The sequence below is a fragment of the Thermomonas sp. XSG genome (assembly GCF_014678725.1).
In the GTDB taxonomy this organism is placed as follows: Bacteria; Pseudomonadota; Gammaproteobacteria; order Xanthomonadales; family Xanthomonadaceae; genus Thermomonas.
This window is the reverse complement of the sequence record NZ_CP061497.1, coordinates 1152712-1172194: the sequence shown is the minus strand read 5'-3', so window position 1 is coordinate 1172194 and position 19483 is coordinate 1152712. Positions and strand designations below refer to the sequence as shown.

At 71.6% G+C, this 19483-nt stretch carries 18 protein-coding genes; 15 read left to right on the top strand and 3 right to left on the bottom strand.

All coding sequences use genetic code 11. The annotated features are described in order from the left end of the window. Window positions 1-24: 24 nt before the first annotated feature. Window positions 25-1506 carry a leucyl aminopeptidase gene (locus tag ICG51_RS05565; protein WP_190282010.1) on the bottom strand — a complete coding sequence of 494 codons (1482 nt, stop codon included), beginning with the start codon at window positions 1504-1506 and terminating at the stop codon, window positions 25-27. Window positions 1507-1673: 167 nt separating this feature from the next. Between ICG51_RS05565 and lptF the strand changes: the two genes are divergently transcribed. Beyond that, window positions 1674-2753 carry an LPS export ABC transporter permease LptF gene (gene lptF, locus ICG51_RS05560; protein WP_190282009.1) on the top strand — a complete coding sequence of 360 codons (1080 nt, stop codon included), beginning with the start codon at window positions 1674-1676 and terminating at the stop codon, window positions 2751-2753. Further along, a complete protein-coding gene (gene lptG, locus ICG51_RS05555) occupies window positions 2750-3847 on the top strand; it encodes an LPS export ABC transporter permease LptG (protein ID WP_190282008.1) in 1098 nt (365 codons plus the stop codon). Before lptF ends, lptG begins: the two co-directional genes overlap by 4 nt. On the opposite strand, the gene ICG51_RS05550 is transcribed toward lptG, so the two are convergent. Next, window positions 3844-4614, bottom strand: coding sequence for a CPBP family intramembrane glutamic endopeptidase (locus tag ICG51_RS05550; RefSeq protein WP_190282007.1), 771 nt, complete (start codon window positions 4612-4614; stop codon window positions 3844-3846). The genes lptG and ICG51_RS05550 overlap by 4 nt on opposite strands. 16 nt (window positions 4615-4630) lie before the next feature. Beyond that, window positions 4631-5104 (bottom strand): RDD family protein, encoded by a 474-nt coding sequence (locus ICG51_RS05545; protein WP_190282006.1) that lies wholly within the window; start codon window positions 5102-5104, stop codon window positions 4631-4633. An 83-nt stretch (window positions 5105-5187) separates the two neighbouring features. Here ICG51_RS05545 and xerD point away from each other — a divergent pair, with 83 nt between their 5' ends. The 13 genes from xerD to ICG51_RS05480 all read left to right on the top strand — a co-directional run bounded on the left by xerD (window position 5188) and on the right by ICG51_RS05480 (window position 19452). Continuing rightward, entirely contained in the window at window positions 5188-6150 is a 963-nt protein-coding gene (xerD, locus tag ICG51_RS05540; RefSeq protein WP_190282005.1) for a site-specific tyrosine recombinase XerD, read from the top strand. A gap of 99 nt (window positions 6151-6249) precedes the next feature. Beyond that, window positions 6250-7053 carry a DsbC family protein gene (locus ICG51_RS05535; protein WP_190282004.1) on the top strand — a complete coding sequence of 268 codons (804 nt, stop codon included), beginning with the start codon at window positions 6250-6252 and terminating at the stop codon, window positions 7051-7053. Window positions 7054-7120: 67 nt separating this feature from the next. Continuing rightward, window positions 7121-11005 carry a phosphoribosylformylglycinamidine synthase gene (purL, locus tag ICG51_RS05530; RefSeq protein WP_190282003.1) on the top strand — a complete coding sequence of 1295 codons (3885 nt, stop codon included), beginning with the start codon at window positions 7121-7123 and terminating at the stop codon, window positions 11003-11005. 194 nt (window positions 11006-11199) lie between these two features. After that, window positions 11200-12915 (top strand): type II secretion system ATPase GspE, encoded by a 1716-nt coding sequence (gspE, locus tag ICG51_RS05525; protein ID WP_190282002.1) that lies wholly within the window; start codon window positions 11200-11202, stop codon window positions 12913-12915. A 1-nt stretch (window position 12916) separates the two neighbouring features. After that, window positions 12917-14134, top strand: coding sequence for a type II secretion system F family protein (locus tag ICG51_RS05520; protein WP_190282001.1), 1218 nt, complete (start codon window positions 12917-12919; stop codon window positions 14132-14134). A 54-nt stretch (window positions 14135-14188) separates the two neighbouring features. Beyond that, window positions 14189-14617 carry a type II secretion system major pseudopilin GspG gene (gene gspG / locus ICG51_RS05515; RefSeq protein ID WP_190282000.1) on the top strand — a complete coding sequence of 143 codons (429 nt, stop codon included), beginning with the start codon at window positions 14189-14191 and terminating at the stop codon, window positions 14615-14617. A gap of 24 nt (window positions 14618-14641) precedes the next feature. Beyond that, on the top strand, window positions 14642-15097 hold the full coding sequence (locus tag ICG51_RS05510) for a GspH/FimT family pseudopilin (RefSeq protein ID WP_190281999.1): 456 nt from the start codon (window positions 14642-14644) through the stop codon (window positions 15095-15097). 35 nt (window positions 15098-15132) lie between these two features. Continuing rightward, a complete protein-coding gene (locus tag ICG51_RS05505) occupies window positions 15133-15546 on the top strand; it encodes a prepilin-type N-terminal cleavage/methylation domain-containing protein (protein ID WP_190281998.1) in 414 nt (137 codons plus the stop codon). Then, window positions 15543-16169, top strand: coding sequence for a general secretion pathway protein GspJ (locus ICG51_RS05500; protein WP_190281997.1), 627 nt, complete (start codon window positions 15543-15545; stop codon window positions 16167-16169). The genes ICG51_RS05505 and ICG51_RS05500 overlap by 4 nt, the downstream gene beginning before the upstream one ends. Continuing rightward, window positions 16166-16987, top strand: coding sequence for a type II secretion system protein GspK (locus ICG51_RS05495; RefSeq protein ID WP_190281996.1), 822 nt, complete (start codon window positions 16166-16168; stop codon window positions 16985-16987). The genes ICG51_RS05500 and ICG51_RS05495 overlap by 4 nt, the downstream gene beginning before the upstream one ends. A 1-nt stretch (window position 16988) precedes the next feature. Next, window positions 16989-18113: a PilN domain-containing protein gene (locus ICG51_RS05490; RefSeq protein WP_223809529.1), complete on the top strand. Its 1125-nt coding sequence runs from the start codon at window positions 16989-16991 to the stop codon at window positions 18111-18113. Further along, window positions 18110-18712 (top strand): type II secretion system protein GspM, encoded by a 603-nt coding sequence (gene gspM / locus ICG51_RS05485; protein WP_223809528.1) that lies wholly within the window; start codon window positions 18110-18112, stop codon window positions 18710-18712. Before ICG51_RS05490 ends, gspM begins: the two co-directional genes overlap by 4 nt. Continuing rightward, a complete protein-coding gene (locus ICG51_RS05480) occupies window positions 18709-19452 on the top strand; it encodes a hypothetical protein (RefSeq protein ID WP_190281994.1) in 744 nt (247 codons plus the stop codon). Before gspM ends, ICG51_RS05480 begins: the two co-directional genes overlap by 4 nt. The last annotated feature ends 31 nt before the right edge of the window (window positions 19453-19483 follow it).

Below are 19483 nucleotides of genomic sequence, written 5' to 3'. Positions count from 1 at the left end.
CTGCGGTGCGCTCCTACACGGACATCAGCCGGCGCGATCCAGCAGCCACTGCGACAGCATGCCGACCGGGCGGCCCGTGGCCATCCCCATCTTGCCGTCGTCGGAGGCCGATCCGGCGATGTCCAGGTGCACCCAGCGCTGGCCTTCGGTGAAGCGCGACAGGAAGCAGCCGGCGGTGATGGCGCCGGCCCAGCGGCCGCCGATGTTGTAGATGTCGGCGAACGCCGAGTCCAGCATCGGCTGGTATTCGTCCCACAGCGGCAGCTGCCAGCCGCGGTCGAACACGGTCTCGCCGGCGTCCAGCAGTTCGCGCGCCAGGTCGTGGCTGGTCTTGGTCATCACGCCGGTGGCGTACTTGCCCAGCGCGACCATGCAGGCGCCGGTGAGGGTGGCGACGTTGACCAGCGCGGCAGGCTGGAAGCGCTGCGCATAGGTCAGCGCGTCGCACAGGATCAGTCGGCCCTCGGCGTCGGTGTTGCCCACTTCGATGGTCTTGCCGGACATGCTGGTGATGACGTCGGACGGACGGTAGCTGTTGCCGTCGATGGCGTTCTCCACCGCCGCGGCGATGCAGACCAGGTTCACCGGCAGGCGCATGCCGACCGCGGCCACGAACGTGCCCAGCACGCTGCCGGCGCCGCACATGTCGTACTTCATCTCCTCGATGCCGCCCTGCGTCTTCAGGTTGACGCCGCCGGTGTCGAAGGTGATGCCCTTGCCGACCAGCACGTAGGGCCTGGCGTCGCCGCCGTTGTTGTACTTGAGCACCACCAGCCGCGGGCGCTGCGCGCTGCCGCGCGCCACCGCCAGCAGCGAGCCCATGCCCAGCGCTTCCATCGCGGCGTCGTCCAGCACCTCGCATTCGACGCCCTCGCTGCGCGCCGCCAGCTCCTGCGCCTGCTGCGCGATGTAGGCCGGGTTGCAGATGTTCGGCGGCAGGTTGCCCAGCTCGCGGGTGAAGCGCACCCCCGCGGCGATCGCCACGCCCTGCGCCAGCGCGGTGGCATCGGTGCCGGCGATGTGCAGGTGCTGCAGGCCCTTGTCCTCGCGCTTCTTGTTCTTCTCGCCGAGGGTGGCGAGGTAGCGGTAGCAGGCGTGGTCGGCGGCGATCACCGCCTGGCGGATGTTCCAGGCGGCGTCGCGGTCCTTGACCGCCACTTCCGCCAGGGTGAACAGTGCAGTGGCCACCGGGCCGGTCTTCAGCGCGCGGGCGGCGTCGCCCACCGCCTTGAGGTACTGCGGCACGCCGAACTTGCCGGCATCCCCCAATCCCACCACCAGCACCCGCGGCGCGGCGATCCCGCCCAGGTCGTGCAGCAGGGCGGTCTTGCCGGTCTTGCCGGACACGTCGCCGCGTTCCAGCAGGGTGCGGATGCGGCCGCTGCTGGCGGCGTCCAGCGCTTGCGCGGCGGGCGTCAGGCTGCCGTCGGCGAAGGCGCCGACCACGATGCAGTCAACCGGGGCGGAGACGGGGGCGGTCTGGTTCAGGCTGAATTCGAGGGTCATCGAACAAGGTATCCGGGCTGTGTCACGAAAAAGAAGGCGGCCTGCCGGTTGCGACCGGCGGGCAGGCGGGCTGGGTCGCTTACAATGCGCGGCCGCGCCGGGCGCGGGCGAGTCGCCGCGCGTGGCGAACCCCAATTCTAAAGCATGTTCTGGAGCAGGCCGGCCTGATGCCGAAGCTGGATCGCTACCTCAGCGCCGAGTTCGCCCGTGCCGTGCTAGCCGCGCTGGTGGTGCTGGGCATGGTCAGCCTGGGCGGCGTGTTCGCCGACCTGATCGGCGAGATGGCCGCCGGCAAGGTCCCGCCTGCGCTGCTGCTGTCACAGCTGGGCCTGCGCCTGCTCGGCTACCTGCCGCTGATCCTGCCGCTGGCACTGTTGCTGGGGCTGCTGCTGGCGGTGGGCCGGCTCTACCGCGATTCGGAAATGCACGTGCTGACCGCGGCCGGCGTGGGGCCGGTCCGGCTGCTGCGCCCGCTGCTGCTGGTGGCGGTGCCGGTGCTGCTGGCGATCGCCGCCTGTTCGCTGTGGCTGGGCCCCTGGGCGAACCGGCTGGCGCGCGGGATGGTGATCGAGGCCAACAAGAACCTGCTGGTGGCCGGGTTGGAGCCGGGCCGCTTCACGCCGATGGCCAGCGGCGGCGTGGCCTATGCCGGCGAGATGTCGAGCGACGGCACCAAGCTGGCGCGGGTGTTCATCTTCCGCGAGCGTGGCGACCGCATGGACGTGGCCACTGCCCGCAGCGGCGAGCTGTATCGCGACCAGGGCGCGCGGGTGCTGGCGCTGCTGGACGGTTTCCGGGTGGAAGGCCCGCTGGCGGGGCAGGCACTCGACTACCGGCTGATGCACTACGCCCGCAACGAGATGCAGCTGCCGGCGCCGGACGACCAGCGGCGCATGGATGACCCCGCTTTCAAGACCATCGGTGAACTGCTGGCGGATCCCGCCGCCCCGGCGCGCGCCGAGCTGCACTGGCGCATCGCGCCGCCGCTGCTGGCGCTGGCGTTCGCGCTGATGGCGCTGCCGCTGGCGCGCAGTTCGCCGCGCCAGTCCCGCCACGGCGCACTGCTGCTGGCCTTCCTGGCCTATCTGGTGGGCATATTCCTGATGATCCTGGGCACCGAATGGCTGGCCACGGGCCAGCTGCCGCTGGCCGCCGGCCTGTGGTGGCTGCTGCTGCCGATGCTGGCGCTGGGTGCCTGGTTGTATGCCCGCGACGGCCGTGTGGCGCGGCCGTGGAGGCGTCGATGAAGCACTGGCCGCGGCTGCACGACAGCTATATCGCGCGGGCGGTGATCGGCAGCGTGCTGCTGGCCTGGGGCGTACTGCTCGGGCTGGATGTGGTGCTGGCCTTCGCCGACAGCGTCGGCGACATCGGCAAGGGCGCCTTTACCGCCAACCATGCGATCGCGGTCACCGGACTGAGTATTCCGTGGCGCGCCTACACCCTGTTCCCGACCGCCGCGGTGATCGGTGCGTTGCTGGGCCTCGGACAGCTGGCGGCCTCCTCGGAGCTGACCGCCCTGCGCGCGCTGGGCCTCTCGCGGCGGCGCCTGGGGGCATCGGTGGCGGCATCGCTGGCGCTGCTGACCCTGCTGATGGTGGTGAATGGCGAGACCCTGGCGCCGTGGGGCGAGGAGCGCGCGCAGGCGCTGAAGTCGGTGCGCAACACCGACCTGGTGGTGTCCAAGTACAGTGGGCTGTGGGCGCGCGAAGGCGACATGTTCGTTAACGCGCAGAGCGGCGAGCAGAAGCAGCGTGGCGATGACCGCTGGCTGGAACTGCGCGGCGTGCGCCTGTTCCAGTTCGACGCCGAAGGCCGCCTGCAGTCCATCGCCAACGTCGAGGTGGCCGAACACCGGCCCGGCGGCTGGCAGTTGCGCGGGATCGAGCGCACCACCTTCCATGCCAAGTCGGTGAGCCGCAGCCGCACCGCGCAGGAGCACTGGAAGTCGCAGCTGGACGAGACCGCGCTGGCCTCCAGCGTGACCAAGCCGCGCAACATGGGCAGCCGCGAGCTGGCGCAGAGCATCGAGTACCGCCGCCGCAACGGACTGGAGGCCGGCGAATTCGAAGACATCTACTGGGGCCGCTGGTTCTATCCCATCAACGTGCTGGCACTGTGCCTGGCGGCGATCCCGTTCGCGTTCGGTTCGTTGCGCAGTGGTGGCTACGGCAAACGGGTGTTCATCGGGATCGTGTTCGCGCTCGGCTTCTGGGTGCTGCAGCGGATCTTCGGCGAGCTGGCCGGCATCTTCCGCTTCGACTACCGCATCGCCTACGCGATGCCGCCGGTGGTGATGCTGGCGGTGTCCTGGCTGCTGTTCCGCCGCCGCAGCAATTAGCCGGCGGGCGCGCGGTGGCGGCTGACAGCCAGCACCGTGGCCAGCATCAGAAGGTGCGCCGCCATCGACATGAGGCGGCCGCCGTCGGTGTCGACGGTGGAGGTCGGCATCGCGATGGCCAGCGTGGCGTTGCCCAGGTTCCAGCCCCAGTGCAGGCCGACCGCGGCCCACAGGCTGCCGGTGCGCCAGAGCGCGGTGGCATAGGCCAGCCCGAAAACGAACAGCATCAGCCACTCCATCGGCCCCAGCGTCAGTCGGTAGAGGTGGTTCGCGACATAGAGCAGGCTGCTGGCCGCCACGAAAGCGGCGCCCCGCCGCCAGCGGATACCGGCGGCACGGTAGGGGAAGCCGCGCGTGAGGATGTCCTCGGCGATCGACGGCACGAAGGTGGACAGCAGCAGCATCGGCAGCGCCGCCGCCAACCCGCTCAGCGGTGATGGGTTGGTTGCGTCAGGGGCGTAGATCCCCAGCGCCAGACCCGCGTGCAGGGCCCCGGCCTTCAGCGCGAAGGCCAGTACCAGCAGTGGCGGCAGCCAGGCCAGCGTCCGCGCCCGCAGCGGCAGGGCAAAGGCGTCCAGGCCGCGGAACCCGAGCCAGCGTGACACCGGCCAGGCCGCCACCACGCAGGCGAGCATCAAGCCGGCCTGGGCCGGAAAGCTGTGCAACAGGCGGTCGCCCACGCCCTCGGCGGACTGGTAGAGCAGGAACAGGCAGACGAAGCCGATGGCGATGCGGGTGGCGGATGTTGCAGGGCGGTCGTTGTCCATCTGCGCGCGTGCCGGGTCAGGGAGATTTGGGGCGCCGTTGCAGGCGTGTGCCACTGGCGCGGTCGTGCCAGGTCAGCCCCTCGCGGTCGACCCAGGCCCACCAGAGGCCAAGGCCGGCTGCCAGCAGGGACAGCGTGGCCATCGCGTAGCGCTGCCACAGCACGCGCGTTGTCGGTTCACCGCCGTTGGCGGCGACCACTTCCAGTCGCCAGGGCCGCATCCCCAGCGTCTGCCCGCCGCGGCGCCAGCTGTTTGTTGCGTACACGCCGGTGGCCAGCCAGCAGCACAGCCACAGCAGCCACTGCAGCGCACTGAAGGGCGCGATGTTCTCCCGCGCCGGGTGGTGGCCGAGGTAGGTGTAGCCGAGGGTGAAGGCAGTGGACAGCAGCATCCACAGCGCCAGCATCGGAAAGAAGTCGTAGAGCAGCGCCAGCAGGCGCCAACCGATCAGGGCGGGGAAACGTCGGACGGGAGGGTCGTGCTCGGGCATCGATACAGGATACAGGCGCCGTGGCGCGCGCCTGCGCGCTGCGGAGGTGCCGGAAGGGCGTTCGGGGCTCTACCCTTGCGCACATGCCCAGCGCCGCCGACCGCCGCCAGTTGTCCCGCAGCCTGCCACCACTGGCGGAGGAGGATGCGGCCTGCATCGAGCGTTTCCTCGATGCGGCCTGGGCTGAACGCGGCTTGTCACGCGCCACCCTGTCGGCCTATCGCGCCGACCTGCAGGGGCTGGCGCGCTGGCTGCGTGCGGCGGGGCGGCCAGCGTTGGCGCAGGCGCGTCGTGAAGACCTGTTCGCCAACCTCGCGATGCGCGCCGAGGCCGGCTACACGCCGCGCAGCACCGCGCGGCTGTTGTCCTGCCTGCGCGCCTATTTCGCGCACGCACTGCGCAGCGGCATGCGCAGGGACGATCCCTGTGCATTGCTGCAGCCGCCGACGCTGCCGCGGCTGCTGCCCAAGGCCCTGTCCGAGGCGCAGGTGGCGGCGCTGCTGGCTGCCCCCGACGTGACCACCCCGATCGGGCTGCGCGACCGCGCGATGCTGGAGCTGATGTACGCCGCGGGGCTGCGGGTGAGCGAGCTGGTTGGCCTGCCGGCCACTGCGCTCAACCTGCGCCAGGGCGTGCTGCGGGTGACCGGCAAGGGTGGCCGCGAGCGGCTGGTGCCGCTTGGGGAGGAATCGCGGCATTGGCTGGAGCGCTACCTGCGCGACGCGCGGGCGCCACTGCTGGCCAGCGCGCGCCAGCCGTCGACGGTGCAGGCGCTGTTTGTCGAGGCGGACGGCGACGCGCCCAGCCGGCAGGCGTTCTGGGGGCTGGTGAAGCGCTGTGCCGTGATGGCCGGCATCGACCCCGCGAAGATCAGCCCGCACGGACTGCGCCACAGCTTCGCCACCCACCTGCTCAATCACGGCGCCGACCTGCGGGCGCTGCAGGTGCTGCTGGGCCACAGCTCGCTGACCACCACCCAGATCTACACCCTGGTGGCCCGCGACCGCCTGCGCAACCTGCACGCGCAGCACCATCCACGCGCCTGAAGCGCATTTGAGCGGCCGGCCCCGGCCAAGGCGACATGCGAGAATGCGGAACCTATGGTGCTGGTCCGGGTCGGATGCAGCGCCCCTATCGGAGTTCCAATGAAGCGTTTCGTCTTTGCCGCCCTGTTCTGCCTCAGCCTGTCCGCCTGCGCGCAGTCCACCGATCCCGCCACGCCGACCGCCGCCAAGCCGGTGGCGACCGTGAAGGAGCCCAGCTTCGCCGCCGGCACCCCGGAGGCGCGCGTGCGCGACGCGCTGCGTGCGCTGAACCCGCGCATCCAGGTCGAGTCGATCGACAAGGCGCCGATCCCCGGCTTCCGCGAAGTCATTGCCGGTGGCCAGGTGATCTGGGTCAGCGATGACGGCAAGTACCTGATCCAGGGCGACCTGTTCGACATCGCCGCCCGCAAGGACCTGGGTGACGAGGCGATGGCGAAGGTGCGCCGTCAGGTTCTGGCCACCTTGCCCGAGGCCGACCGCATCGTGTTCGCGCCCAGCGGCGCCACCAAGCACACCGTGGTGGTGCTGACCGACGTGGAATGCGGGTACTGCCGCAAGTTCCACACCGACATCGCCGAATACAACAAGCGCGGCATCCGGGTGGAATACCTGGCGTTCCCGCGCGCCGGCATCGGTAGCCCCGACTACCGCAAGATGGTGGCGGTGTGGTGTGCCCCGGATCGTCGCAAGGCCCTGACCGACGCCAAGAACGACCGCGCGGTGCAGCAGGCCGCCTGTCCGCGCTCGCCGGTGGACATGCAGTACAACGCCGGGCTGCGGATGGGCCTGGAAGGTACGCCGATGATCCTGACCCTGGACGGCCACCAGCTTGGCGGCTACCTGCCGCCGGACGCGCTGCTGGAGCGTCTGGACGCGCTGGCGAAGGACAACAAGGCCGGCTGACCCCGGCCGCGGGCCGGGCCTGCGCGGCTCGGCTACAATGGCGGGCCGTCCCCAACAGCTGCCGGACATGATCGTCCTCGAGGGCGCGCCCGCCCTGTCGCCGTTCCGCCGCGACCGCCTGCAAGCCCGTCTCCAGACTCTCGTGCCCGGCCTGCGCATCGCCGGCGCCTGGCACGGTTACTGGATCGATCCCGAACCCGGGGCCACGCCCGATGCCGCCGCTCTGCGTCGCATCCTGCAGGCGGAGGAAGGCTTCGCCGCCGCCGAAGCCGGCGCCGTCAGCCGCTATGTGGTCCCGCGGCTGGGCACGCTGTCGCCGTGGGCCAGCAAGGCCACGGAACTGCTGCGCGGCGCCGGCCTGCCGGTGCGGCGCGTCGAGCGCGGCCTGCGCCTCGACCTGGCCGGCTGGCCGGACGATGCCGCCATGCAGGCGGCACTGGCCAGGCTGCTGCACGACCCGATGACCCAGTCGCTGCTGGTTGCGCGCGACGCCGGCGCTGCGCTGTTCGCGGCGCAGCCTGCGGGCGATGTCGAGGTGATCCCGCTGGCGCAGCTGGAGGCTGCGAACGTGCGCCTCGGCCTGGCCCTGGCCGACGACGAGATCGAGTACCTGCGCGCGCGCTATGCCGAGCTGGGCCGCGACCCGCACGACGTCGAACTGATGATGTTCGCGCAGGCCAACTCGGAGCACTGCCGGCACAAGATCTTCAATGCCAGCTGGACGATCGATGGCCAGCCGCAGCCGGTCTCGCTGTTCAAGATGATCAAGAACACGCAGGCGCGCACGCCCGAGCACGTGCTGTCGGCGTACAGCGACAACGCCGCGGTGGTGGAAGGGTATGCCGCGTCGCGCTGGCGCCCGGACCCGGACACCCAGCGCTATCGCAGCGAGCCGGTCACCGCGTCGGCGTTCTGCATCAAGGTGGAAACCCATAACCATCCGACCGCGATCGCGCCGTTCCCCGGCGCTTCCACCGGCGCCGGCGGCGAGATCCGCGACGAGGGTGCCACCGGCCGCGGCGGCCGCCCGAAGGCCGGGCTGTGCGGTTTCTCGGTCTCGCACCTGCGCATTCCCACGCTGCCGCAGCCGTGGGAAGGGCAGCGCGCGCTCAACCCGCGCATGGCCTCGGCCTTCGAGATCATGCTCGACGGCCCACTGGGCGCGGCGGCGTTCAACAACGAATTCGGCCGGCCCAACCTGACCGGCTATTTCCGCAGCTTCGAGCTGCCGGAGGGCGAGGGCCTCACCCGCGCCTACGACAAGCCGATCATGCTGGCCGGCGGCCTTGGCGCCATCGATCGCAGCCAGGTCGACAAGCTGCGGCTGTCGCCCGGCGATGCGGTGATCGTGCTCGGTGGTCCGGCGATGCTGATCGGCCTCGGCGGCGGCGCCGCCAGTTCGGTGGCCTCCGGCGAATCCGCCGAAGACCTCGACTTCGCCTCGGTGCAGCGCGACAACCCGGAGATGGAGCGGCGTGCGCAGGAGGTCATCGACCGCTGCGTCGCGCGGGGCGCCGACAACCCGATCCTGTGCATCCACGACGTCGGCGCGGGCGGCCTGTCCAACGCGATCCCGGAGATCCTGCACGACTTCGGGGTGGGCGGCGTGATCGACCTCGGCAAGGTGCCGAAGGACGACCCCTCGCTGTCGCCGATGCAGCTGTGGTGCAATGAATCGCAGGAACGCTACGTGCTGGGCGTGGCCCAGTCGCGCGTGGCCGAGTTCGCGGCGTTGTGCGCGCGCGAGCGCTGCCCGTTTGCGGTGGTCGGCGTCGCCACCGCCGAGGAACACCTGCGGGTGGGCTATGAAGGCCAGCCGCCGGCGATCGACCTGCCGATGGACGTGTTGTTCGGCAAGGCGCCGAAGATGCACCGCGACACCGCGCACCCGGCGCCGCCGCGCTGGCCGCAGGCCGACACCGACGCGCTGGACCTGCGCGAAGCCGGCCTGCGCGTGCTGGCGCATCCGGCGGTGGCGGCCAAGTCCTTCCTCATCACGATTGGTGATCGCACCGTCGGCGGCCTGACCGCGCGCGACCAGATGGTGGGCCCGTGGCAGATGCCGGTGGCCGACTGCGCGATCACGCTCTCCGGCTTCGACGGGTTCACCGGCGAAGCGATGAGCGTGGGCGAACGCACCCCGCTGGCGCTGCTGGACGCCGCCGCCTCGGCGCGGATGGCGGTGGGCGAGGCGATCACCAACCTGATGGCGGCGCCGCTGGAATCGCTCAACCGGATCAAGCTGTCCGCCAACTGGATGGCAGCGGCTGGCCATGCCGGCGAGGACGCGCGGCTGTTCGACGCGGTCAAAGCCGTGGGCATGGAGCTGTGTCCGGAGCTGGAACTCGGCATCCCGGTCGGCAAGGACTCGCTGTCGATGCAGGCGCAGTACCAGGCCGACGGCCAGGCGCACAAATCGGTGTCGCCGGTGTCGCTGGTGGTGTCGGCGTTCGCGCCGGTGCTGGACGTGCGCGGCCAGCTGACCCCGCTGCTGCGCCGCGACGTCGACTCCGAGCTGTGGCTGATCGGCCTCGGCGGCGGGCGCCAGCGCATGGGTGGCTCGGTGCTGGCGCAGTGCCATCCGGAGGCCAACGGCGGCGCCACGCTGCCGGCGTTCGGCGGCGAAGCGCCGGATCTGGACGACCCGCAGCGCCTGCGTGCGCTGTTCGAACTGGTGCGCGACGCGCGCGAGGACGGCCTGCTGCTGGCCTACCACGACCGTTCCGATGGCGGCGTGTTCGCCGCGCTGTGCGAGATGGCGTTCACCTCGCACCTGGGCCTCGACATCCGCCTCGACGGCTGGGGCGACGGCCGTACCGGCGATCCGCTGCGGGTGTTGTTCAACGAGGAGCTGGGCGCGGTGGTGCAGGTGCCGGTCGAGGAGCGCGCCGCGTTCGCCGACCTGGTCGCCCGCCACGGCCTGATCGAATGCGCGCAGCGCATCGCGGTGCCCACCACCGCACCGGTGGTGCGGATTGCCGACGGCGACGACGAGCTGGCGAAGTGGCGCTGGGACGAGCTGTTCGACGCCTGGTGGTCGGTCACGCACGCAATGCAGAAGCTGCGCGACAACCCCGATGGTGCCGACAGCGAGCGCGAGTCGGTGCGCCGCTTCGACGCGCCGGGCCTGCAGCCGGTGCTGACGTTCGATACCGTCGAAGACGTCGCCGCGCCGTTCGTTTCGACCGGTGCGCGGCCGAAGGTCGCGATCCTGCGCGAGCAGGGCGTCAACAGCCAGATCGAGATGGCCTGGGGCTTCGACCGCGCCGGCTTCGATACCTTCGACGTGCACATGAGCGACCTGATCGCCGGCCGCTTCGACCTCAGGGATTTCCACGGCCTCGCCGCCTGCGGCGGCTTCAGCTACGGCGACGTGCTGGGCGCGGGTCGTGGCTGGGCGACGTCGATCCTCGAGCGCACTGCGCTGCGCGAGATGTTCGCCGCCTTCTTCGCCCGCGCGGACAGCTTCTCGCTGGGCATCTGCAACGGCTGCCAGATGATGGCCCAGCTGCGCGACATCATCCCCGGCGCCGAGCACTGGCCGACCTTCCAGCGCAATGCCAGCGAGCAGTACGAAGCGCGGCTGGCGCTGCTGGAGGTGGGCGAATCACCCTCGTTGTTCCTGCGCGGCATGGCCGGCTCGCGCATCCCGGTGGCGGTGGCGCACGGCGAAGGTCGGGCGGTGTTCGCCAATGTGATCGACCAGGGCGCGGTCGACGTGGCCGCGCGCTACGTCGAGGGCGGCCGTATCGCCGACAGCTACCCGGCCAACCCGAACGGCTCGCCCGACGGCATCGCCGGCGTGGCCAGCCGCGACGGCCGCGCCACCCTGCTGATGCCACACCCCGAGCGCACCCTGCGCAGCGCCAACTTCAGCTGGGCGCCCGCCGACTGGCCGGAAGATTCGCCGTGGCAGCGGATGTTCCGCAACGCGAGGGTGTGGGTTGGGTGAGCGGGGAACTCGAGCGGCGCTAGCCGCGAGCCCGCGAACGCCCGACGGTCTGCATGCCGTCGGGCCGGGCTGATCGAGCAATGCCGGTGGGGAACCCATTGAACGCCCGGTGGCCCGCAAGCCACCGGGCGTCGTCGTTTCGGCGCCGGCCCGCGGCCTGCTAAAGTCCGCGACGGACCGTTGGAGTGCCGTGCGTGAACGCAGTTGCAAGTCAGTTCGAGCCGGTGCAGGCGGATGCGGACGAACGCATCGTCGCCCTGCTGCTGCAGCACGGCAAGCTGAAGGAGCCGGACCTGGCGCGCGCGCGGCGGCTGCACGGGGAGGACGGCGGCAGTCTGCTGCACCTGCTGGCGCGGCTGGGACTGGTGTCCGAGCGCGACCACGCCGAGGCCTGCGCGGCTGCGCTGGACCTGCCGCTGCGCAGCGGCAAGGACGTGCCGGAACTGCCGCCAGAAGAGGTGGCGCTGGGCGTGAAGTTCATGCAGCAGTTCCACGTGGTGCCGGTGGCGGCGGACGCGGCCGGCGTCGACGTGCTGCTGGCCGATCCCCAGGACGCCTACGTGCTGGACGCGGTGCGGCTGGCAGTCGGGCGTGCGGTGCGTGCGGCGGTGGCGGTGCGTTCGGAGATCGACGAGCTGATCGAGCGCTGGCACGGCCAGGGCCGCAGCACGATGGAAGGCATCGTCGAGGGTGCGGAAGGCGAGGCCGGCCCCGACGACATCGAACACCTGCGCGACCTTGCCTCGGAAGCGCCGGTGATCCGGCTGGTGAACCTGCTGATCCAGCGCGCGGTCGAGGTGCGCGCCTCCGACATCCACGTCGAACCGTTCGAGAACCGGCTGAAGGTGCGCTACCGCATCGACGGCGTGCTGGAGGAGGGCGAAAGCCCGCCGACCAACCTGACCGCCGCGATCATCAGCCGCATCAAGATCATGGCGAAGCTCAACATCGCGGAACGGCGCCTGCCGCAGGACGGCCGCATCGTGATGCGCGTACAGGGCAAGGAACTGGACCTGCGCGTGAGCACGGTGCCCACCGCGCACGGAGAATCGGTGGTGATGCGCCTGCTCGACCGCGAGACGGTGGTGCTGGATTTCGAGCGGCTCGGCTTCGGCCCGGCCTTCATGCCGCGCTTCCAGAAGGTACTGGAGCAGCCGCACGGCATCCTGCTGGTGACCGGCCCGACCGGCTCCGGCAAGACCACCACGCTGTACACCGCGCTGAGCAGGCTCAACACGCCGAAGGTCAAGATCATCACCGTCGAAGACCCGGTGGAATACCAGATCGAGGGCATCAACCAGATCCAGGCCAAGCCGGCGATCGGGCTGGATTTCGCCAGCGCGCTGCGCAGCATCGTGCGCCAGGATCCGGACATCATCATGATCGGCGAAATGCGCGACCTGGAAACCGCGCGCATCGCCATCCAGTCCGCGCTCACCGGCCACCTGGTGCTGAGCACGCTGCACACCAACAACGCCGCCGGCGGCATCACCCGCCTGCTGGACATGGGGGTGGAAGACTACCTGCTCACCTCCACCGTCAACGGCATCGTCGCCCAGCGGCTGGTGCGCCGGCTGGAGCCGATGCACGCGCAGAAGTACCCGGCGTCGCCGGAGGAAATCGAGAAGTTCGGCCTGCGCCGCTTCCAGCCGCAGGGCGAGATCTTCCTGTACAGGGCGGTGCCGTCCGCGCTGTCTGCCACCGGCTACCTTGGCCGCACCACCATCATGGAACTGCTGGTGATGGACGACGCGGTGCGCCGCGCGGTGATGCGCCACGCCGGCATGGACGAGATCGAGAAGCTCGCGCGCGAGGCCGGCATGGCGACGATGTACGAGGTCGGCATCGCCAAGGCGCTGCGCGGCGAGACCACCATCGAGGAAGTGCTGCGCGTGACGGAAGACGCGTGAGATGGCGCTGTACCGCTACAAGGCGCTGAACGCGCGCGGCGAGCTGCTGGACGGGCAGATGGAAGCCGCCGGCGAGGCCGAGGTGGCGGCGCGCCTGCAGGAGCAGGGCCATCTTCCGGTGGAAGCGAAGCCCGCTGCGCAGGCAGGCGGAGAGGCGCCGTGGCGCGCGCTGTTCAAGCCCAGGCCGTTCGCCGGTGCGCGGCTGGTCCAGTTCACCCAGCAGCTGGCCACGCTGCTGGGGGCCGGACAGCCGCTGGATCGGGCGCTGGGCATCCTGCTTGAACTGCCGGAAGACGAGGCGGCGCGGCGCATCGTGGAGGACCTCCGCGAAGCGGTGCGCGGCGGCGCCTCGCTGTCCACGGCGCTGGAGCGCCAGCACGGCGCGTTCGGCCGGCTGTACGTGAACATGGTGCGCGCCGGCGAGGCGGGCGGCAGCCTGCACGAGACGCTGCAACGGCTGGCCGACTACCTGGAGCGCTCGCGCGCGCTGCGCACCCGGGTGGTCAACGCGATGGTGTACCCGGCGATCCTGCTGGCGATGGTCGGGCTGTCGCTGCTGTTCCTGCTGGGCTACGTGGTGCCGCAGTTCGCCGGCATGTACGAGAGCCTGGACGCGCAGCTGCCGTGGTTCTCGCGGCTGGTGCTGGGCGTGGGCGTGTTCGTGCGCGACTGGTGGATCGCGATCCTGGCTGTGCCGCTGTTGCTGGTGCTGTGGCTGGAGCGCCTGCGCCGTGATCCCGCGGTGATGCGCCGCTTCGACGGCTGGCTGCTGCAGCGCAAGCTGGCCGGGCCGCTGGTGGCCAAGCTCGAGACCGCGCGGCTGGCGCGCACGCTGGGCACGCTGCTGCGCAACGGCGTGCCGCTGCTGTCGGCGCTGGGCATCGCCCGCAACGTGCTGGACAACCGCGTGCTGGCCGACGACGTGGCCGCGGCCGCCGAGGAAGTGAAGAACGGCATCGGCCTGTCCGCCGCGCTGGCCAGGGGCAAGCGGCTGCCGCGGCTGGCGCTGCAGATGATCCAGGTGGGCGAGGAATCCGGCGCGCTGGATGCCATGCTGTTGAAGACCGCGGATACCTTCGACCAGGAAACGCAGGCGGCGATGGACCGGCTGCTGGCGGCGCTGGTGCCGGTGGTGACGCTGGTACTGGCGGCGGTGGTGGGCGTGGTGATCCTGTCGGTGCTGGCGCCGATCTACGACCTGACCAACGTGGTGGGATGAGTGCGCCAGCCATCCTTCCCAAATCCGAACTCCAACCCAAGCCGGGGCAGTGCAATGCGTGAACGTCGCAATTTCCGTCCGATCCCCAGGGCCGCGCAGGGCGGCTTCTCGCTGATCGAGATCATCGTGGTGGTGGTGCTGATCGGCGGCATCGTCGCCTTTGCCGCCTCGCGCATCCTCGGTGGCGGCGACCGCGCCAAGGTCAAGCTGGCGCAGGCGCAGCTGCAGACGCTGGCCGAGAAGGTGCAGCAGTTCCAGATGGATACGGGTGCGTTGCCGCCGACCCTCGATGCGCTGGTCACTTCGCCGGGCGCCGCCGGCTGGCTGGGTCCTTACGCCAAGCCGGCCGACCTGAAGGATCCGTGGATGCATCCGGTGCAGTACAAACTGCCGGGTGAAGGGCGGGCGTTCGACCTGGTCAGCCTGGGCGCGGACGGCCAGCCCGGCGGCGACAGCGTGAACGCCGACATCCGTTACGAATAAGCCGGAAGCGGGCGGAACAGGACCGTGCGCGGCCGGTCGGCGGGTTTCACCCTGCTGGAGATGCTGGTGGTGATGGCGCTGGTCGCCGCCGCCAGCGTCCTGGCCATGGCCGCGTTCGGCGATGGCCTGCGCGGTGCGCGCCTGCATTCGGCGGCGAAGGAGGTTGCCGCGCAAATGCGCTTCACCCGCGCGCTGGCGATCGCCAGCGGCGTCCCTCAGGAATTCGTGATCGACCCGGCCGCCCGTGCATGGCGTGCCCCGAAGGGCCGCCACGGCCGCCTGCCCGACACCGGCGAGCTGGTCTTCACCGGCGCGCGCGACCTGCAGCCCGTGCCCGGCGAAGGCGCGGTGCGCTTCTTCCCCGATGGTGCCGCCAGCGGCGGGCGGGTGCGGATGGCGGCCAATGGCGGCGGCTGGGATGTCGACGTTGCGTGGCTGACCGGCGAGGTGCGGGTGCGCCGGATCGGGGCCACGCGATGAGCGCGCGGCGATGCAGCGGTACGCGTGTGCCGGCCATGCGGCGGCAACGCGGCTTCACCCTGATCGAAATCGTGGTCGCGTTCGCGCTGCTGGCGCTGGGCCTGACCCTGCTGCTGGGCACGCTGTCCGGCGCCAGCCGCCAGCTGCGCCAGGCCGGCGACGCCGGGCAGGCGGCGCTGCATGCGCAGTCGCTGCTGGCCGAGCGCAGCGACGCGCTGCTGCAGCCGGGGCAACGCGCTGGCACGTTCGAGGAAGGACGCTATCGCTGGCAGCTGGCGGTGACGCCATGGCAGGACCCGCAGGCGCGTGGCGCGCCGGTCGACCCGTTCGCCGCGCGCCTGCTGCATTTGCGGCTGGACGTGCGTTGGGGCGACGGCGGGTCACAGCAGCAGCTGCAGGTGAACTCGCTGCGGCTGGTGCTGCCGCCGGCGGAGGGCATGCGTCCATGAGGCGGCAAGCGGCCGGCTTCACCCTGATGGAAGTGTTGCTGGCCACCTCGCTGCTGGCGGCGGCGCTGGCGCTGGGATTCGGGATCCTGCGCGCGGCCGGCGCCACGGTGGCGCGCGGCGAAGCAATGGCGGAGCGGAACGAGCGCATCCGCGTGGTCTCCCAGTTCCTGCGGCAGCGGATCGGCGGCGCCCAGGCCATCGCCTTTGGTTTCGATGCCGGCAGCGGCCAGGCCCTGCGCTTCGCAGGTGATGCACACTCCATGCGTTTCGTCGCCGAGCAGCCCGCCTATCTGGGCCGGGGCGGGCCGCAGCTGCACGCACTGCAGGCGCGCGCTGCCGGCCAGGCGCAGCGGCTGGAGGTCGGCTTCCAGCTGCTGCGCGCAGGCGTCGCGCTGCCGGCCTCGCGGCCGCCGGAACCGCTGGCTGACGGGCTGGCCGATGTCGAATTCGCCTATCGTGCGCTGGCTGCCGACGGTCGGGTGGGACCGTGGGAACGCGCCTGGACCACGCCGCAGGCGTTGCCGATGCAGGTGCGGGTGCGCATCCGCGATGCCCGTGGCGCCTGGCCGGACATGGTGGTGGCGCTGCCGCTGGCGGGCGCCGGCATGGAAGGGCGGCGATGAGGGCGGCGCGCGGCGCGGCGCTGCTGCTGGTGCTGTGGCTGGTGCTGCTGTTGAGCGGGCTGGTGGCCGGCTACGCGCTGTCGGCGCGGGTGGAGTCGCTGCAGGGCAACGGCGCGGCGCGCGCGCTGGTGGCGCGGGAAGCCGCGCGCGCCGGGATCGAATACGCCGCGGCGCGCCTGCTCGATCCGGACCCGGCGCGGCGCTGGGCGGCTGACGGACGCAGCTACCGCCTCGTGCTGGATGGCATCGCGGTTGACGTCGCGGTGCGCGACGAGGCCGCCAGGATCGATCTCAACGCCGCGTCGTTCGAACTCCTGCAGGCATTTTTCGAAGCGCTGGGCGAGCCGCGCGCCGTGGCGACCAGGCTCGCTGCCGCGGTGATCGACTGGCGCGATGCCGACAGCCTCGGCCAGCCTGCCGGCGGCGCCGAGGATGCCGATTACGCCGCGGCGGGTCTGGTCGGCGGGGCCAAGGACGCACCCTTCGACACGGTGTCCGAGCTGGCGCAGGTGCTGGGCATGCCGCCGGCGCTGCAGGCCGCCGCGGCGCCGCACCTGACCGTGCACGGCGGCCAGGCGCTGCCCGATGCCGGCCTGGCCGATGCGGTGGTGCGCAGGGCGCTGGGGCTGCCTGCGCAGGCAGCGCCGGTGGATCCGGCCGCGCCCCCGGCGCCGGGCAGCGGCACGTATAGTATTGAGAGCCGCGCCCGGCTTGCCGATGGGCGCAGTGCGCGATGGTCGGTGGTCTTGCGGATGGGGAGCAGCGGTTTGCCGGGTTCGACGTACACGACACTGCATTGGGCCGCGGGGGAACCGTGAAGTGAGCGCCGCCACCTTGCGCTGGCCGTGGCCCGGTCCGGGCCTGCGCGGCTTCCTGTCGTGGTGGCGGGCCGGCCTGATGGCCTGGCTGCCGGTGCGCCTGCGACGGGCACTGGCTGCGGGCGAGGATCGGCTGCTGCTGCGCCCCGAAGCCGGAGAGCTGCGACTCGACCTGCAGCAGGCGGACGCCGTGCACCCGCTTGCCAGCCTGCCGCTGCCGCTTTCCACCGCAGCGGATCCGCTGGCCGGGCTACTGCGCGAGCGCGCCGTCGGCATGCCACGCTGGCTGCTGTTGCCGGCCACCTGCGGCCTGCGTCGCGGCCTGCTGCTGCCGGGTGCTGCGCGGGATCGGCTGCGCGACGTGCTGGCGTTCGAGATCGAACGGCAGACGCCGTTCGCTGCCGCCGACGTGCTGTTCGACGGCCGCATCCTGGCGTTGCGTGACGACGGCCAGCTGCAGGTCGAACTGGTGGTGGTGCCGCGACCGCAACTGGCCGCGGCGACCGCCGGTCTGGGCGGGCAGGCGGAGCGTCTGGCCGGCGTGGACCTTGCCGATGCCGTTGGCCGGCCGCTCGGCGTCAACCTGCTGCCTCCCGGGCAGCGGCATGTGCTGCGCGATCCGTGGCGGCGCTGGAACGGCTTGCTGGCGTTGGCCGCGCTGCTGGCAATGGTGCTGGGCATGGGCCAGCTGCTCGACAACCGCCGAGCCGCGGCGGATACGCTGCAAAAGGAAATGGCCAGTCGCGAAGCCGGCGCGCGCGCGCTGTCCGCGCAGCGCCAGCAGCTGCTGGACGGGCGCGAAGGCGCCGCCTACCTGCGCGCGCAACGCGCGGCGCGGCCGTCGTCGGTGGAGCTGCTGGATGCGCTGGCGCAGCGGTTGCCCGAGGGCACCTGGCTGGAAAAGGTGTCGGTCGAAGGTGACCAGCTGACCCTCATCGGACTGTCCAACCAGGCCGCCGCCCTGGTCGGGAAACTGGAAGGCGCGCCGCAGTGGAGCGCGCCTGCGCTGAGCGGTGCCCTGCAGCAGGATCCGCGGTTGCGGGTGGACCGCTTCACCCTGGTGGCGAAGCTGGCAACCACTGCCTCGCCAACGGCGGCGGACACGGCGACCGGAGGCAGGCGGTGATCCGCGCCGACCGCGATCGATGGCTGGCGCTGGCGCTGCTGCTGGCGGTGCTGGGGCTCGTCTACCTGGCGCTGGTGCACCCGCTGTTCACGGTGCCGATGCGCGCCGCCGATGCCCGCATCGCCGAGTTGCGCGAGCGCGACGCGCGACTGCGCGGCCTGCTGGCGCAGCGGCCGCAGATCGAGCAGGCGCTGGCCACCCCGGAGGCGCAGGATGGCGGTTCCGGCTTCCTCGCCGAACCCACCGCCGAGCTCGCCGCGGCCGCGCTCATCCAGCATCTGGAGCGGGTGGTGGCGGATGCCAGTGCGGGTGGGCGCGGCTGCGCCATCGTCAACCGCACGCCGCTGGGCGACGACGTCGGCGGCGGTCGCTACCGCCGCGTCACCGTGCAGGTGCGGCTGCGCTGCGGCAACGCCGAGACGCTGGCGGTGCTGCATGCGCTGGAGTCGGCGCGGCCATGGCTGTTCGTGGACGCGCTGGGGATCACCGCGCAGCGGTATTTCGCCGTCCCCGGCGCAGCGCAGCCGCAGGAAGGCGGGCTGGACGTCGGTTTCAACCTGTACGGCTACCTGCGTCCGGCCGCGGGGGCACGTCCATGAGCGGCGGACACGGGATCGGGCAGAGCCTCGGTCGCGCGGGTGCGTCCACCTGGCTGCTGGCCGCGGCCTGTGTCTGGGCGCTGCTGCTTTGGCTGGCGGCGGCGCTGGGCATGGGCACCCGGATCGAGCCGGCGCAGGCGGTGGCCCTTGGGGCGCTGCCGGCGCCCCCCGCGGCCGTCGGCGAGCGCCTCGGCCCGCTGGGGCAGTACGCCGAGGCCGCTTCGCGCCCGCTGTTCACCCAGGATCGGCGGCCGCGCGCATTCCTTGCCGTCGCCCAGGGCGAGGGCGAGGGAAGTGGTGCAGCGCTGGATTTCGTCCTCACCGGGGTGCTGATCAGCCCGCAGGTGCGGCTGGCGATCCTGCAGCCTGGCGGCGGCGGCGATTCGCAGCGCGTGCGCGAAGGCACGGCCCCGGAAGGCGCGGCCGACTGGCGGCTGCTGGAAGTGCGGCCGCGCGAGGCGCTGTTCGAAGGCCCGGGCGGGCAGGTGTCCTTGGAGCTGCGCAGCTTCGGCGTGGCCGGCGAGCCGGGGTCGCGCGCAGGGACGCCCGTGCCATCGATGGTGCCGCCCCCGCCGCAGGAAGGCGTGCGCGATGTCGGCAATGCCGCACCCGACGAGGCCCGCAGGATCGAGGATATTCGCCGGCGCATCGAGGCGCGGCGTGCGCAGATGCGGCAACAGAACCAGGACGCCGGCGACGGCGGCGGGCGTCCGCGCCCGCTGTCCGGACCGACACGATGACGAAGGCAAAGCAGCCCATGAACCGAACGTT

Coding starts and splice junctions, on each gene's coding strand:
- ICG51_RS05565 (WP_190282010.1), bottom strand. CDS start 1,506: ATGACCCTCGAATTCAGCCTGAACCAGACCGCCCCCGTCTCCGCCCCG.
- lptF (WP_190282009.1), top strand. CDS start 1,674: ATGCCGAAGCTGGATCGCTACCTCAGCGCCGAGTTCGCCCGTGCCGTG.
- lptG (WP_190282008.1), top strand. CDS start 2,750: ATGAAGCACTGGCCGCGGCTGCACGACAGCTATATCGCGCGGGCGGTG.
- ICG51_RS05550 (WP_190282007.1), bottom strand. CDS start 4,614: ATGGACAACGACCGCCCTGCAACATCCGCCACCCGCATCGCCATCGGC.
- ICG51_RS05545 (WP_190282006.1), bottom strand. CDS start 5,104: ATGCCCGAGCACGACCCTCCCGTCCGACGTTTCCCCGCCCTGATCGGT.
- xerD (WP_190282005.1), top strand. CDS start 5,188: ATGCCCAGCGCCGCCGACCGCCGCCAGTTGTCCCGCAGCCTGCCACCA.
- ICG51_RS05535 (WP_190282004.1), top strand. CDS start 6,250: ATGAAGCGTTTCGTCTTTGCCGCCCTGTTCTGCCTCAGCCTGTCCGCC.
- purL (WP_190282003.1), top strand. CDS start 7,121: ATGATCGTCCTCGAGGGCGCGCCCGCCCTGTCGCCGTTCCGCCGCGAC.
- ICG51_RS05520 (WP_190282001.1), top strand. CDS start 12,917: ATGGCGCTGTACCGCTACAAGGCGCTGAACGCGCGCGGCGAGCTGCTG.
- gspG (WP_190282000.1), top strand. CDS start 14,189: ATGCGTGAACGTCGCAATTTCCGTCCGATCCCCAGGGCCGCGCAGGGC.
- ICG51_RS05505 (WP_190281998.1), top strand. CDS start 15,133: ATGCGGCGGCAACGCGGCTTCACCCTGATCGAAATCGTGGTCGCGTTC.
- ICG51_RS05500 (WP_190281997.1), top strand. CDS start 15,543: ATGAGGCGGCAAGCGGCCGGCTTCACCCTGATGGAAGTGTTGCTGGCC.
- ICG51_RS05495 (WP_190281996.1), top strand. CDS start 16,166: ATGAGGGCGGCGCGCGGCGCGGCGCTGCTGCTGGTGCTGTGGCTGGTG.
- ICG51_RS05480 (WP_190281994.1), top strand. CDS start 18,709: ATGAGCGGCGGACACGGGATCGGGCAGAGCCTCGGTCGCGCGGGTGCG.